The organism is Pseudomonas syringae (assembly GCF_000737245.1).
Classification (GTDB): domain Bacteria; phylum Pseudomonadota; class Gammaproteobacteria; order Pseudomonadales; family Pseudomonadaceae; genus Aquipseudomonas; species Aquipseudomonas syringae_J.
In genome coordinates this window covers 65,314-79,358 of record NZ_JPQU01000078.1, presented here as the reverse complement: position 1 = coordinate 79,358, position 14,045 = coordinate 65,314, and the positions used below count along the sequence as shown (strand labels likewise).

Annotated in this window: 13 protein-coding genes; all 13 read right to left on the bottom strand. The window is 60.0% G+C overall.

From position 1 onward, the window contains the following. Positions 1-84: 84 nt before the first annotated feature. The 13 genes from urtD to IV01_RS03275 all read right to left on the bottom strand — a co-directional run bounded on the left by urtD (position 85) and on the right by IV01_RS03275 (position 13,976). A complete protein-coding gene (urtD, locus tag IV01_RS03215; protein WP_032631155.1) occupies positions 85-957 on the bottom strand; it encodes an urea ABC transporter ATP-binding protein UrtD in 873 nt (290 codons plus the stop codon). Beyond that, complete coding sequence (urtC, locus tag IV01_RS03220; RefSeq protein WP_032631154.1) at positions 954-2,033, bottom strand: urea ABC transporter permease subunit UrtC; 1,080 nt, start codon at positions 2,031-2,033, stop codon at positions 954-956. The genes urtD and urtC overlap by 4 nt, the downstream gene beginning before the upstream one ends. Continuing rightward, complete coding sequence (gene urtB / locus IV01_RS03225; protein ID WP_032631152.1) at positions 2,033-3,622, bottom strand: urea ABC transporter permease subunit UrtB; 1,590 nt, start codon at positions 3,620-3,622, stop codon at positions 2,033-2,035. Before urtB ends, urtC begins: the two co-directional genes overlap by 1 nt. A 154-nt stretch (positions 3,623-3,776) precedes the next feature. After that, complete coding sequence (gene urtA / locus IV01_RS03230) at positions 3,777-5,042, bottom strand: urea ABC transporter substrate-binding protein (protein ID WP_032631151.1); 1,266 nt, start codon at positions 5,040-5,042, stop codon at positions 3,777-3,779. A 351-nt stretch (positions 5,043-5,393) separates the two neighbouring features. Continuing rightward, complete coding sequence (locus IV01_RS03235) at positions 5,394-6,410, bottom strand: FecCD family ABC transporter permease (protein WP_032631307.1); 1,017 nt, start codon at positions 6,408-6,410, stop codon at positions 5,394-5,396. Positions 6,411-6,433: 23 nt separating this feature from the next. After that, positions 6,434-7,399, bottom strand: a complete 966-nt coding sequence (locus tag IV01_RS03240) for an ABC transporter substrate-binding protein (protein ID WP_032631150.1) — start codon at positions 7,397-7,399, stop codon at positions 6,434-6,436. Further along, positions 7,396-8,184, bottom strand: coding sequence for an ABC transporter ATP-binding protein (locus IV01_RS03245; RefSeq protein WP_032631148.1), 789 nt, complete (start codon positions 8,182-8,184; stop codon positions 7,396-7,398). Before IV01_RS03245 ends, IV01_RS03240 begins: the two co-directional genes overlap by 4 nt. Positions 8,185-8,380: 196 nt before the next feature. Next, positions 8,381-9,751 carry a PepSY-associated TM helix domain-containing protein gene (locus IV01_RS03250; protein WP_032631147.1) on the bottom strand — a complete coding sequence of 457 codons (1,371 nt, stop codon included), beginning with the start codon at positions 9,749-9,751 and terminating at the stop codon, positions 8,381-8,383. 83 nt (positions 9,752-9,834) lie between these two features. Continuing rightward, complete coding sequence (locus IV01_RS03255) at positions 9,835-10,308, bottom strand: DUF2946 domain-containing protein (RefSeq protein ID WP_050507954.1); 474 nt, start codon at positions 10,306-10,308, stop codon at positions 9,835-9,837. Between the two features lie 12 nt (positions 10,309-10,320). Then, a complete protein-coding gene (locus IV01_RS03260; RefSeq protein WP_032631142.1) occupies positions 10,321-10,791 on the bottom strand; it encodes a copper chaperone PCu(A)C in 471 nt (156 codons plus the stop codon). Between the two features lie 137 nt (positions 10,792-10,928). Beyond that, on the bottom strand, positions 10,929-11,666 hold the full coding sequence (locus IV01_RS03265) for a cobalt-precorrin-6A reductase (RefSeq protein ID WP_032631141.1): 738 nt from the start codon (positions 11,664-11,666) through the stop codon (positions 10,929-10,931). Between the two features lie 10 nt (positions 11,667-11,676). Further along, a complete protein-coding gene (locus IV01_RS03270) occupies positions 11,677-12,774 on the bottom strand; it encodes a cobalt-precorrin-5B (C(1))-methyltransferase (protein WP_032631140.1) in 1,098 nt (365 codons plus the stop codon). Further along, positions 12,774-13,976: a bifunctional cobalt-precorrin-7 (C(5))-methyltransferase/cobalt-precorrin-6B (C(15))-methyltransferase gene (locus IV01_RS03275; protein ID WP_032631138.1), complete on the bottom strand. Its 1,203-nt coding sequence runs from the start codon at positions 13,974-13,976 to the stop codon at positions 12,774-12,776. The genes IV01_RS03270 and IV01_RS03275 overlap by 1 nt, the downstream gene beginning before the upstream one ends. Positions 13,977-14,045: the final 69 nt, after the last annotated feature.

Genomic DNA, 14,045 nt, shown 5'->3' with positions numbered 1-14,045 from the left:
TCAAGCGGCAAGCTTCAAGCTGCAAGAAAAAGCAGGTTCTGTTTTGGCTTCTAACTTGTCGCTTGCAGCTAGAAGCTGGGCGCTTCAGCGCCCCAGATAAACCTCGATCACCCTTTCATCCGCCTGCACATCCGCCAGCGAGCCTTCGGCCAATACGCTGCCTTGATGCAAGACGGTTACATGGTCGGCAATCGAGCCGACGAAGCCCATGTCGTGCTCCACCACCATCAACGAATGCTTCACTGCCAGGCTCTTGAACAGCTCGGCGGTGAATTCCGTTTCCGCGTCGGTCATGCCGGCGACGGGTTCGTCGAGCAGCAGCAGTTGCGGGTCCTGAACCAGCAACATGCCGATCTCCAGGAACTGCTTCTGACCGTGGGACAACAAGCCCGCCGGACGTTGCATGGACGAAGTCAGGCGAATGGTTTCCAGCACTTCGTTGATGCGATCCCGTTGTTCACCGCTGAGCTTCGCCCGCAGGCTGGCCCACACCGATTTGTCGGTTTTCTGCGCCAGCTCCAGGTTCTCGAACACGCTCAGGGCTTCAAACACCGTCGGCTTCTGAAACTTGCGGCCGATACCCGCCTGAGCAATTTCCACTTCGCTCATCTGGGTCAGGTCCAGGGTTTCGCCGAACCAGGCCTTGCCGTGGCTGGGCCGGGTCTTGCCGGTGATCACGTCCATCAGGGTGGTCTTGCCCGCGCCGTTGGGGCCGATGATGCAGCGCAGCTCGCCGACGCTGATGTACAGATTCAGATCATTCAGGGCCTTGAAGCCATCGAAGCTGACGCTGATGTCTTCCAGGGTCAGGATGGTGCCGTGTCTTGTATTGAGCCCTTTGCCCGCCGCCTGCCCAAGGCCAATCGCGTCACGGCTGGTGCCAATATCGGCATTGGGGTGCAGAGGGGGATCAAGGATCGGTTCGAGCATGAATGCAGGTGTCGGGGTAGATTTCATTGTTCGCTCCTCTTCTTGAGCAAACCGATCACGCCTTTAGGCAGATACAGCGTGACGATGATGAACAGCGCGCCAAGGAAGAACAGCCAGTATTCCGGGAAAGCCACGGTGAACCAGCTCTTCATGCCATTGACCACGCCAGCGCCGAGCAACGGACCGATCAGCGTGCCGCGCCCACCCAGGGCGACCCAGACAGCGGCTTCGATGGAGTTGGTCGGCGACATTTCGCTGGGGTTGATGATGCCCACTTGCGGCACATACAACGCACCTGCAAGTCCGCACAACACAGCGCTCAGCACCCACACAAACAGCTTGAAACCCCGAGGGTCATAACCGCAGAACATCAACCGGTTTTCTGCGTCCCGTAGCGCGGTCAGGACTCGGCCAAACTTGCTCTGGGCCAGCCGCCAGCCGATATACAGGCTGGCCACCAGCAGAATCACCGTGGCCAGAAACAGCGTCGCGCGAGTCCCTTGCGAACTAATGCTGAACCCCAGAATGCTGCGGAAGTTGGTGAAACCGTTGTTGCCGCCAAAGCCGGTCTCGTTGCGGAAGAACAGCAGCATGCCGGCGAAGGTCAGCGCCTGGGTCATGATCGAGAAGTACACGCCCTTGATCCGCGAACGGAAGGCGAAGAAGCCGAACACCAGCGCCAGCAAACCAGGCGCCAGGACCACCAGACACATCGCCCACAGGAAGTTGTCAGTACCCGCCCAGTACCAGGGCAATTCTGTCCACGACAGAAAGGTCATGAACGCTGGCAACCCATCGCCTGCTGCCTGGCGCATCAGGTACATGCCCATGGCGTAGCCACCCAGTGCGAAGAACAGGCCGTGGCCCAAGGACAGCAAACCGGCGTAACCCCAGACCAGATCCAGCGCCAGGGCAACGATGGCGTAGCAGAGAATCTTGCCGACCAGAGTCAGGGTGTAGGCCGAGACCTGAAAACTGTTTTCAGCAGGCAGCAGTGATAGCAACGGCATCACCAGCAGGATCGCGAGCACAATCACGCCTATCACTGCTGTGCCTTTGGGGCCGATCTTTTGAGCGGCAGTGATCATCAAGGGTTGGTTCATCAGTCGATCACCCGTCCTTTCAATGCGAAGAGGCCTTGCGGACGTTTCTGGATAAACAGAATGATCAGCGCCAGGATCAGGATTTTGCCCAATACCGCACCGATCTGAGGTTCGAGGATTTTGTTGGCGATGCCCAGGCCGAAGGCGGCCATGACGCTACCCGCCAGTTGCCCGACACCGCCGAGCACCACCACCAGGAACGAGTCGATGATGTAGCTCTGGCCCAGGTCCGGGCCGACGTTGCCGATCTGGCTCAGGGCGACGCCGCCCAGCCCGGCAATGCCCGAACCGAGGCCGAAGGCCATCATGTCGATGCGTCCGGTGGGCACGCCGCAGCAGGCGGCCATGTCGCGGTTCTGGGTCACGGCGCGCACGTTCAGACCCAGGCGAGTCTTGTTCAGCAGCAGCCAGGTCAGCACCACCACAAATAATGCGAACGCGATGATCACGATGCGGTTGTACGGCAGCACCAGATTGGGCAATACCTGAAGACCGCCGGACAGCCACTCGGGGTTGGCAACTTCGACGTTCTGCGCACCAAAGGCCAGGCGCACCGCCTGAATCAACATCAGGCTGATGCCCCAGGTTGCCAGCAGGGTTTCCAGTGGTCGGCCATACAAATGGCGAATCACTGTGCGCTCCAGTGCCATGCCGATGGCCGCCGTGACGAAAAACGCCACCGGCAAGGCAATCAACGGGTAGTAATCGATGGCCCCCGGCGCATAGCGCTGGAACATCAACTGCACGACATAGGTGGAATACGCACCGAGCATCAGCATTTCGCCGTGGGCCATGTTGATCACGCCCAGCAGGCCGAAGGTGATCGCCAGGCCCAACGCGGCCAGCAGCAGAATCGAACCCAGCGACATGCCGCTGAAGGCCTGGCCGAGGATCTCGCCGATCATCAGTTTGCGTTTGACTTGCGCCAGGCTGGTTTCAGCGGCCAGGCGCACGGTGGCATCGGTTTCTACACCCGGTGTGAGCAGGGTTTCGAGACGGGTGCGGGCAAGTGGATCGCCGGTTTCACCCAGCAGCCGGACGGCCGCCAGTCGCACCGTCGGGCTGGAATCCACCAGTTGTAGATTGGCCAGCGCAAGGCTCAAGGCGTCATGCACGGCGTCGTCTTTCTCATCGGCAACCTGCACGCTGAGCAGCGGCAGCTGTGCCGGACGGGCTGATTTTTGCAGTTGCAGCGCGGCAGCCAGACGCAACTTCGCATCCGGGGCCAATAGCTGGTGGCTGGCCAGAGCTGTGTCGACCAGGCCACGCAGTCGGTTATTCAGGCGCAGTTTGCGCGGTTCATCAGGGGTTGGCGCCTCTGCGGCAGCGGGCGCATTGGCGTCCACGGCGACATATTGGTCGGCGGTTTCGATATAGGCGCGTTTGCTGCTGTCGGCAGCAACCCGTCCTTCTTGCAGGGCAATGATCAGCTCGGTTCGCGCCAAAATAGGCTTGGCCGCCCAGGATTCGAGCAGTTTGGCTTGTTGCGCGGAGCTGGCCGCTACGAAATCACCGGCATCGCTGGCCTGCGCGGCCATGGGCAGCAGCAGTGCGAGGGTGAAGATGAAGCGGTACAGAATGTTGGGCATGGCGGGTGTCCTGAAAGCGTCCGCATGAGGAGCGCGGAATCTGTAGGAGCGCGCTTGCCCGCGATGACGTCAGCAAGGTCAATGCATCTTCATTGCCTGGCAATTGCTATCGCGGGCAAGCGCGCTCCTACAGGGGAGGTGTGACCTCGGCTACTTAATTGCTCTTCACCGCATGATCCGGCTTCTTGTCGTTACCCGGGATGTACGGGCTCCACGGCTGGGCGCGGATCGGTTCTTTGGTCTGCCAGACGACGTTGAACTGACCGTCATCCTGGATTTCGCCGATCATCACTGGCTTGTGCAGGTGATGGTTGGTCTTGTCCATGGTCAGGGTGAAGCCCGACGGCGCGGCGAAGGTCTGGCCGGCCATGGCTTCGCGGACTTTATCCACGTCGGTGGATTTGGCTTTCTCGACCGCTTGCGCCCACATGTGGATGCCCACGTAAGTGGCTTCCATCGGGTCGTTGGTCACGGCCTTGTCAGCGCCCGGCAGGTTTTTCTTCTTGGCGTAGGCTTTCCAGTCCGCCACGAACTTGGTGTTGACCGGGTTTTCAACAGACTGGAAATAGTTCCAGGCCGCCAAGTGACCGACCAGCGGTTTGGTGTCGATGCCGCGCAGTTCTTCTTCGCCCACCGAGAAGGCTACGACCGGAACGTCGGTGGCTTTCAGGCCCTGGTTGGCCAGTTCTTTATAGAACGGCACGTTGGAGTCGCCGTTGACGGTGGAGATCACAGCCGTCTTGCCGCCTGCGGAGAACTTCTTGATGTTGGCAACGATGGTTTGATAATCCGCGTGACCGAACGGGGTGTAGACCTCTTCGATGTCCTTGTCCGCTACACCTTTGGAGTGCAGGAACGAGCGCAGAATCTTGTTGGTGGTGCGCGGGTAAACGTAGTCGGTGCCCAGCAGGAAGTAACGCTTGGCTGCGCCGCCTTCTTCGCTCATCAAATACTCGACCGCAGGAATCGCCTGCTGGTTAGGCGCTGCGCCGGTGTAGAACACGTTAGGCGACATTTCTTCGCCTTCGTACTGCACCGGGTAGAACAGCAGGCCATTGAGCTCTTCGAACACCGGCAGTACCGATTTGCGCGACACCGAGGTCCAGCAGCCGAATACTACGGCGACCTTGTCCTGGGTCAGCAGCTGACGGCCTTTCTCCGCGAACAGCGGCCAGTTCGAAGCCGGGTCAACGACGACCGCTTCAAGCATCTTGCCATTGACGCCACCCTTGGCGTTGATTTCGTCGATAGTCATCAACGCCATGTCTTTGAGCGATGTTTCAGAGATCGCCATGGTGCCGGACAACGAGTGCAGGATGCCGACCTTGATGGTTTCGGCGGCTTGAACTGTCCATGTAAGACCCATGGCGGCGATAGACGCGGACAGGGTGAAGGCTTTGATCAGACTGCGACGCTTCATGGGGCTAGCTCCGTTATTGGTTTTCGATGGGGCGCACGAGATAACGCATATCTGAAAGCTGTTTTGCAAAGGCTGGGCCAAGCAGCGAAATAACGCGCCAGAGGGCGAAGCTGTCGGGTTGGACAGGAAAATGCGCACTGGATTGGGGCTTTGGTGGCGAGGTGGTGCGTTGAGGTGCGCTGGTTTGGTGCCAGCGGTGATATCTGTGTGCGGTGCCTGATTACCTGTGGGAGCGAGCTTGCTCGCGAAGAGGCCGGGACATCCGATATATTTCCAGCAGCAGGGAAATCGCCTTCGCGAGCAAGCTCGCTCCCACAGGGGGCTGTATTTCAAGCTGAGACTTAATAACCCTCATCTTTTGCGCATCAACCCAATAAAAAACAGCCCGCCAATCGCAGCCGTAGCTACTCCAATCGGCAAATCTTCAGGGGCGATCAAAGTGCGGGCCGCGACGTCGACCCAGACCAGGAAGATGCTGCCCATCAGCACGCACACCGGCAGCAGTCGGCGATGCTCGGCACCCACCAGACGGCGGGCGATGTGGGGGATCATCAGGCCAACAAAACCGATGGAGCCGCTGATGGACACCATTACCCCGGTCATCAGCGAGGCGATCAGGAACACCTTGACCCTGACATTGCGGGCATTGAGCCCAAGAGTCACGGCGGTCTGTTCGCCAGCCATCAGCGCATTCAACGAGCGGGCCATGGCCAACAGTAAAACCAGGCCGATCAGCACACTGAATGCTGGAATGCCGAGCAACTCCCAGCGCGCCAGACCCAGCCCGCCGAGCATCCAGAACATCACCGCCGAGCTCGCTCGGTGATCACCCATGAACAGCAGCAGATTAGCCAGCGCCATCATCACGAACGATACGGCAATCCCGCACAACAACAGCCGGTCGCTGTCCAGCCGACCCTGGCGGCTGGCAATGGCGAGGACCATCAACATACTGCACAGCGCGCCAATGAAGGCCGCCAACGGCAAGGTCAAGACGCCGATCAGTTCGCCTACATGCAACACCACAATCACCGCCCCCAGCGTTGCCCCGGAGGTCACTCCCAGCAAATGTGGATCCGCCAGTGGATTGCGTGTGGTGGCCTGCAGAACCGCGCCAGTCAAGGCCAGACCCGCACCCACCAGTGCACCCAGCAGCATGCGTGGCACGCGGATCAGCCAGACGATATGTTCCTGTCCTGCACTCCAGGTGGGTGCATCAGGTCCGAAACCGAAGACTTTATGCAGCAGAATCTGCCAGACCACCGAAGCCGGTACCGACGCCGAGCCAAATCCCAGCGAAAGCACGCAGGACGCCAGCAGGGCGATACCGAGGATCAGCAACAGCAACCGATAACGGTCGTGGCCCACCAGCGTCGGCGGCAGATGAAATTTCACAGAGCTTTGCCTTGGAGAGCTTTGCCGTGAAAACCGGCGGCCAGGGTTTCGATGGCGTCGATATTCTCGATGCCGGGCGTGGCGGCCACATATGGAATGACGATGAAGCGCTTGTTGCGAATGGCGTCGACCGATTGCAGGGCCGGATTGTTCAGCAGGAACTGAATTTTCTGGTCTGCGGTGATTTCGCTGTAGTCGACGATCACGATCACTTGCGGGTCGCGCTCGACTACCGTTTCCCAATTGACCCGGGTCCAGCTGGCGTCGATGTCATCGAGAATGTTGCGTCCGCCTGCACTGGTAATCAGCGCCTGAGGCATGGCCAGACGCCCTGAAGTCATGGCCCGGTCTTCACCGCTGTCGTACAGAAATACCCTTGGCCTGGTTACGGGCAAAGTCGCCTGCACCTTCGCCACGCGCTGCTGCATCTTTGCGATCAGCTGTTCGGCACGATCCTGTACGTTGAAAATCCGCCCCAGATTGCGCAGGTCCGTATAAGTGTCGTCGAGGCTGGCGGCTTCACGCTTCATCACGAAAGCGCAGGACTCGGTCAGCTCGTAGACCTTGATGCCCAGCGGCGCCAGGGTTTGCGGGGTGAGGTCGCCGCCGACGCGCATGCCGTAATCCCAACCGGCGAAGAAGAAATCGACGTTGGCATTGAGCAGGGTTTCAACCGACGGATATTTGGCCGCCAGCTCCGGCAAGCCTTCAAGGCTTTTGCGCAACTCAGGGGTGACGGTTTTCCAGCCGCTGATCCCGCTGTAGCCAGCCATGCTCGATTTCAGGCCGAGAGCCAGCATCATCTGAGTCATGTTGATGTCATGGCTGACGGCGTGGGTCGGCGCCTTGTCGAAGGTCACTTGCCGATCACAGCTGGTAATGGTGACCGGGTATTCAGCGGCTGTTGCCCAAGCGGAAAAGGACAGCAGGCCCAGACAGAGAAGGGTGAGAACGGACTTCATGGGTGAGTGATCCAGGTAATACGTGGGTAGCCGGAAATGGGGTGGCGATCAACCAGCGCTTCGACACCGAACACCTCCCGTAGCAGGTCAGCGGTGAGGACTTCGGTGGGGGTGCCGCTGGCGACGATTTTTCCGCCGTCCATCACGTACAAACGGTCGCAGAACGCCGCTGCGAGGTTCAAATCGTGAATGCTCGCCAGGGTGCCGATCTTCAGGCGCCTGACCAGTTGCAGCAGCTCAAGTTGATAACGTGGGTCAAGGTGATTGGTGGGTTCGTCGAGTATCAGCAGTTGCGGTTGTTGGGTCAGGGCACGGGCCAGGATCACCCGCTGTTTTTCCCCACCCGACAGCGTGGCGAAGGCGTGATCCTCAAAGCCCTGCAGGCCCACGCACGCCAGGGCTTCGCGGATGATCTGCAGATCCTGCCGGGTGTCGCCGTCGAACATACCTTTGTGCGGGGTGCGGCCCATGGCGACTACTTCATCGACGGTCAGGCCAAAGGCGTCCGGAAACTCCTGAAGCACCACGGCAATACGCTGGGCGCACCAGCGAGGTGCCTGCTCCCACAGGTTGTCTTTATCCAGCAGCACTTCACCCTGCAACGGTTCGCTGAACCGATAGGCGCAGCGCAACAGGCTGGTTTTGCCGCTGCCATTGGGGCCGATCAACCCGACAAACTCACCGGGGGCAACGTGCAGGCTGGTATCGCGCAGCTTGAAGCGATGATGGCAATGCTCATGCTCCGGCGGGGACCAGGTGATATCGGTAAGTGTCAGGGATGACATTGAACGGCGCCATGAATGCAAACGGGCATTGTACGGATCAGCGCGGAATGGTGCATGTCGGGTTGCTCATGTTGAGGGTGAGGTTGGTTTACCGCATTTCTGTTGGAGCGAGGCTTGCCCGTGAATCAGACACCTCGGTATGTCAGTCAGACCGCGTCATCGTTCTTCGCGGGCAAACCTCGCTCCAACAGAATGCTTATGCGGTGACTGGTTTCATGAACCGCGACAACACCAACCGATCCATCACATACACCACCACCAGTGAAGCCCCGACCAACGGGAATGCCACGGCCAGGCCGAACATGATGACCATCGCCGCTTTCCAGCGAGGTAGATCATGACGCAGTGGCGGGACGCCCAGGCCGCCTGCGGGGCGGCGTTTCCACCAGATCACCAGGCCACTGATGGAACCCAACAGAATCATCAGGCACACCAGCAGAATCAGTAGCTGATTCAACCAGCCAAAAAACTTGCCTTCATGCAGCATCACGCTCAGTTCGGTGGCTTTGGATACCGCGCTGTAATCGCTCCAGCGTACGTCCGCCAACACCTTGCCGGTGTATTGGTCGATGTGCAGCGTTGCGTCATTGCGCGGGTCATCGGCAAATACCGAGACGGTGAACACGCCATCGGCGGTTTTGGGTTGGGTGATGCTGTAGCCCGGTTCGATGCCCCGTTCGGTAGCGATATCTACCACCTGCTGCAGTGACACTTTGGGCGCGGCCGGAGCTGCGTGCATGCTGCCGTGGTTCATGTGCTCGGCATGATCGCCGGAGGAAACCGGCATCGGCGTGTTCTCCAGCGCCCAAGGCACGGTTTGCACATTACCAGTATTCAGCTCTCCCGCCTGCCGATCGGATTTGGGCACGTCATTCCACATGGCAGCGGGGAAAGTGTTCCACAGTTCCGCATATTGCTTGCCCCACATGCCCGTCCAGGCCATGCCGCTGAGCAACATGAACAGCAAAAACACCGAGCCCCAGAAGCCGGTCACCGCATGCAGATCACGCCACAACACCCGGCCTCGTCTCGTGAACCGTGGCCACAGCACACCTGCCGGGGATTTACCCCGCGGCCACCACAGGTAAAGCCCTGAGACCACGAGCATGATGCCCCAGCCTGCCGCCAGCTCCACAAGCCGGTCGCCAACGGTGCCGATCATCAGCTCGCCATGTACCAAGCGGGCGATGGCTTGCAGATTGAATTTCGCATCTTGGGTGCCAAGGATTTCACCTCGGTACGGGTCAACGAAGACATTCAACTCATGACCGGCTTGCTGCACCACAAATTGCGCACTGCCTTCTGCATTCAGTGGCGGGAAGTATTTGCTGACTGCGGCCTGTGGAAATTTGCTCAGCACCCGCTGCTGTAGCTGCTCGGCGCTTAGTTGATGGTGGCTGGGTGTGACGTGCAGCAGGTCGCTGTACATCAGGTTGTCCAGCTGGGGTTTGAACAGGTAAATAATCCCGGTCAGTGACAGCATGATCATGAACGGGGCGACAAACAGGCCGGCGTAGAAATGCCAGCGCCAGGCGAGGTTATAAAAAGATACAGACGGTTTGGACACGGGCAATGCCCTCCATAGAGCGACACACGACGCAGCCCGCCGACAGACAGGGTCCGTGGGCGGGGTGCGTAATCAGACTGGATTTATCGCGTGGCGAACAGGGGAGGGGCGCGGCTTCGGGCGTTGGGGAAAATATTACTGCGGGCGTAACCGGGTTGGGTCACCGCGTTGAAAAGGTCTGCGGGCCTTGCCGCCGCCAACGCAATGATCGCAACGCTCTGGATCAGTGCCGGGCAGCTGAACAGCAAGGTGCAATAGCCGCACTTGGCCCATAAGGCATGGTCAGCGCCGTCATCCGCACCTGCCACTGGGGCGCGAGGTTGTGCGCCATGCTCCGAGCCATGAGCGGCCGAGTGCGACGGCATATCCATGTCCATGTCCATATCCATGGACGCAGACATGGGCATCGTCATGCCCGTGTGATGCTCCATCGGCATCGACTGGGAAATCAGCGGGCCGACGAAAATCAGCAACATGGCAAACAGGCTCAGCCACGCCCCTCGGTTTACACGAGGTTGCGGGGTTGATCGGCTGTCTGACAGGCGCTTGTATCTCATTTCAATCTTTTATCAGTGGCTATGTTTCATGGCGTCGGGCGCTTGTTTCATCACCGGAACCTGCACCGTGATTTCACCGGACTTTTCGAAGTGCAGGGTCAGCGGGAAGGTTTGACCGTCGGTGAGTCTGGACTTGTCTTGCAGCTCCAGCAACATCACGTGATAACCCATTGGTGCGAACACCGCATCGCTGCCTGCTGCAACCTCTACGGCGGGCACCTGCTGCATTTTCATCAGGCCATTGGCATGAACATGCTCGTGAAGCTGGGCGAGACCAGCGACCGGGCTGTCGACGCTCAACAGTTTGTCGGCCGTCTGGCCACTGTTGTGAATGACAAAGTACGCCGCCACCGTTGGCGCATTGTGCGGCAACTCCATGGACCATGGTCTGGCAATCGTCAGCTCGCCAAGGTGGTAGTCATCCGCGCTGGCGTAAGTGGCTGGCAGCAAAAGCGCCGCCAGGATGAGCAGGTGTTTCAGCATGAAAAATCTCCAATGTGCGGGATTACCCGGAACCCTGTTGGAGCGAGGCTTGCCCGCGAAGAACAATGACGCGGTATGACTGATATACCGCGGTGCCTGATTCGCGGGCAAGCCTCGCTCCAGCAGTGGCGCGTAATTCAAAGGTAATTGTGACCCAACGCCTCAAGCAATGCCTGACGGGAATCAAACTGTCGGTCAACTTCCGGTAACACCGGCCGCTTCAGTATCAACACCGGCACTCTCAATTCCCGCGCCACTTCCAGCTTGGCCTCGGTCGCATCGCCGCCGCTGTTTTTGCTGATCAGTACATCAATCGCGCGCCGCTCAAAGAGCGCGCGCTCGTCTTCCAGCAGAAAGGGCCCCCGTGCGCCGATGATTTCGCAGCGCTCGTGCTGTGGCAGATCTCGTAAGGTATTTTCCAGGGCGCGCAAGGTCCAGAACTGCTGTTCGGGGATGTCATCCAGATGCTGCAAGGGTTCGCGGCCTAACGTGAACAGCGGGCGTTTGAAGGGCTTGAGGGCCTGGACCAGTTCGCTCCAGTCAGCCACCTCGCGCCAGTCATCCTTCGGCCCAGCCTGCCAGGCCGGGCGGCGCAAGGCCCAGCAAGGCACCTGGGCCAACTCTGCTGCGCGGGCGGCGTTGTGGCTGATCTGCGCTGCATAAGGGTGGGTCGCGTCTACCAGTAAATCGATTCCTTGCTCGGTGATGAACCGCGCCAGGCCTTCAGCACCGCCATAGCCGCCGACCCGCACCTGACAGTTGAGATCAGTAGGCACCCGACCCACGCCCGCCAGACTGTAGATATGCTGCGGCCCAAGTGTTCGAGCTATGGCCAGCGCATCCGTAACGCCGCCAAGCAATAACAGCCGCTTCATGCCCGACTCCTCATGACAAGACGCCCGCAGTCCCGACAATCTCGCCCTGACGGTCTATGGCGAAAATTTCCACGGCAACCTGCTCCGGCACCACACTGCGCGCAAAATTCAGCGCGTGCTGGCAAACAATATCGCCCAACGGCACGCCCACAGCGGCACACATCGCCAGTGCCTGCTGGCTGGTGTTGGCTTCGCGAATTGCCTGTTGCAACGCTTCGTCAGCGCCGCCGTCAGCGGCCCAGCGTGCCAGTTGCGGCAGGTCGATGCTGGAGTGGCGGCTGTGCAGATCCATGTGTCTGGCCGCCAGTTTGCTGATTTTGCCAAAGCCGCCGCAGATGCTCAGTTTGGCCACCGGGACCTTGCGCAAATGTTTGAGCACCGCGCCGACAAAGTCGCCCATTTCAATCAGGGCAATGTCCGGCATTTGATAAACCCGGCGCATGGTGTCTTCGCTGGCATTACCGGTGCATGCCGCAATGTGTTGATAGCCATTGGTCTTGGCGACGTCAATGCCTTGATGAATCGAGGCGATGTAGGCGGCACAGGAAAACGGCCGGACTATGCCGCTGGTGCCCAGAATCGACAGCCCGCCGAGGATGCCAAGGCGCGGATTCATGGTCTTCAGGGCCAGGGCTTCGCCGCCCTCGACGTTCACTGTGACTTCGAAACCGCCGCTGTAACCGGTTTCGTCAGCCAGTTTTTGCAGGTGCTCGATCATCATCATTCGCGGCACCGGATTGATTGCCGGTTCGCCAACCTTGAGGACCAGCCCTGGCCGGGTGACGGTGCCGACGCCAGCGCCCGCAATAAAGGTTACGGTGGCAACCTCCAACAATCGCACCCGAGTGAACACCAATGCGCCGTGGGTTACGTCCGGGTCATCGCCGGCGTCTTTGATGGTGCCGGCTTCTGCGCCGTCTTCGATCAGTCGGCAAAACTCCAGACGCATCTGTACATGCTTGCCTTTGGGCAGGACGATCTCGACCGCGTCGTTGACTTCACCTCCGAGCAACAGCCGTGCGGCTGCCAGGCAGGTGGCCGTGGCGCAACTGCCGGTGGTCAGGCCGCTGCGCAGTGGGGCGGGTTGTTCGGCGGTTTCGTTGCGCATCAGGGTTTGACCACGTCCAGCAAGGTGATCGGCAAGGCCTGGCGCCAGGTATCGAACTCGCCCAAGGGTTTGGCGTGGGCGATATGGATGCGAGTGAGCTCACCCCCATGCAGATCGCGCCAGGCCATCAGCGCGGCTTCGCTTTGCAGGGTCACCGCGTTTGCGACCAGCCGACCGCCGGATTTTAGTTGTTGCCAGCACGCCTCCAGCACGCCGGGGCGAGTCACGCCACCGCCGATGAAAATCGCGTCCGGCTGCTCCAGCCCTGCCAGTGCCTGAGGCGCGCTGCCGCGCACCAATTGCAGTCCAGGCACGCCCAGCGCATCGCGGTTGAATTCGATCAGTTGCTGGCGGCCTTCATCGGCTTCGATCGCCAGGGTTCGACACGTGGGGTGAGCGCGCATCCACTCGATGCCGATGGAGCCACAACCGGCGCCGACATCCCATAACAATTCACCCGGCACCGGGGCCAGACGCGCCAGGGTGATGGCACGTACGTCGCGCTTGGTCAGTTGGCCGTCGTGTTCGAACGCTGCGTCAGGCAGACCGGCCAAGGGGGACAGGCGTATGGCGTGGGGATCGGCACGACAATCAATAGCCACCAGATTCAGTGCAGCAATGTCCGGGTTGGCCCATTCGCTTGCCAAACCATCCAGACGCCGCTCCGCACTGCCACCCAAATGTTCCAGCACGGTCATGCGGCTCGGTCCGAAACCCTTTTCACGCAACAATCCGGCAATCGCTGCCGGGCTGCTGCCATCGTTACTCAGGACCAGCAAACGCACGCCGTGATGAAATTGCGCGTTCAGCGCCGCCAATGGCCGGGCGACCACTGACAGGGTGACGACCTCTTGCAGCGGCCAGCCCAGCCTTGCTGCTGCCAATGAATAGGAGGAGGGCGCCGGGAAAACCTGCATTTCTTCGACCGCTATCACTCGAGTGAGGCTGGCCCCCACACCGAACAGCATCGGATCGCCGCTGGCCAGCACACACACTTCAGCGCCGCGCTGTTCCACAACCGGACTCAGGGAAAAAGGACTCGGCCAGGCGCGACGTTCAGCCTTGATACACGGTGGCAGCAAATCCAGCTGACGCGGCCCGCCGAACACCTGATCGGCACGCAGCAAGGCATGCCGGGCGTTCTTGCCCAGGCCTTTGTAACCGTCTTCACCGATTCCCACGACTGTCAGCCAGGGCGACATTTGCTTACCTCAATCCAATCTTCCGACAGAGCGGCTTTTCATGCCTGCGGACAAAGCAGGCATAATACC

What these genes read in the sequence shown, in the direction of transcription:
- urtD (WP_032631155.1), bottom strand. Translation starts at nt 957, where the DNA reads ATGAAATCTACCCCGACACCTGCATTCATGCTCGAACCGATCCTTGAT.
- urtC (WP_032631154.1), bottom strand. Translation starts at nt 2,033, where the DNA reads ATGAACCAACCCTTGATGATCACTGCCGCTCAAAAGATCGGCCCCAAA.
- urtB (WP_032631152.1), bottom strand. Translation starts at nt 3,622, where the DNA reads ATGCCCAACATTCTGTACCGCTTCATCTTCACCCTCGCACTGCTGCTG.
- urtA (WP_032631151.1), bottom strand. Translation starts at nt 5,042, where the DNA reads ATGAAGCGTCGCAGTCTGATCAAAGCCTTCACCCTGTCCGCGTCTATC.
- IV01_RS03240 (WP_032631150.1), bottom strand. Translation starts at nt 7,399, where the DNA reads ATGAAGTCCGTTCTCACCCTTCTCTGTCTGGGCCTGCTGTCCTTTTCC.
- IV01_RS03245 (WP_032631148.1), bottom strand. Translation starts at nt 8,184, where the DNA reads ATGTCATCCCTGACACTTACCGATATCACCTGGTCCCCGCCGGAGCAT.
- IV01_RS03255 (WP_050507954.1), bottom strand. Translation starts at nt 10,308, where the DNA reads ATGAGATACAAGCGCCTGTCAGACAGCCGATCAACCCCGCAACCTCGT.
- IV01_RS03260 (WP_032631142.1), bottom strand. Translation starts at nt 10,791, where the DNA reads ATGCTGAAACACCTGCTCATCCTGGCGGCGCTTTTGCTGCCAGCCACT.
- IV01_RS03265 (WP_032631141.1), bottom strand. Translation starts at nt 11,666, where the DNA reads ATGAAGCGGCTGTTATTGCTTGGCGGCGTTACGGATGCGCTGGCCATA.
- IV01_RS03270 (WP_032631140.1), bottom strand. Translation starts at nt 12,774, where the DNA reads ATGCGCAACGAAACCGCCGAACAACCCGCCCCACTGCGCAGCGGCCTG.
- IV01_RS03275 (WP_032631138.1), bottom strand. Translation starts at nt 13,976, where the DNA reads ATGTCGCCCTGGCTGACAGTCGTGGGAATCGGTGAAGACGGTTACAAA.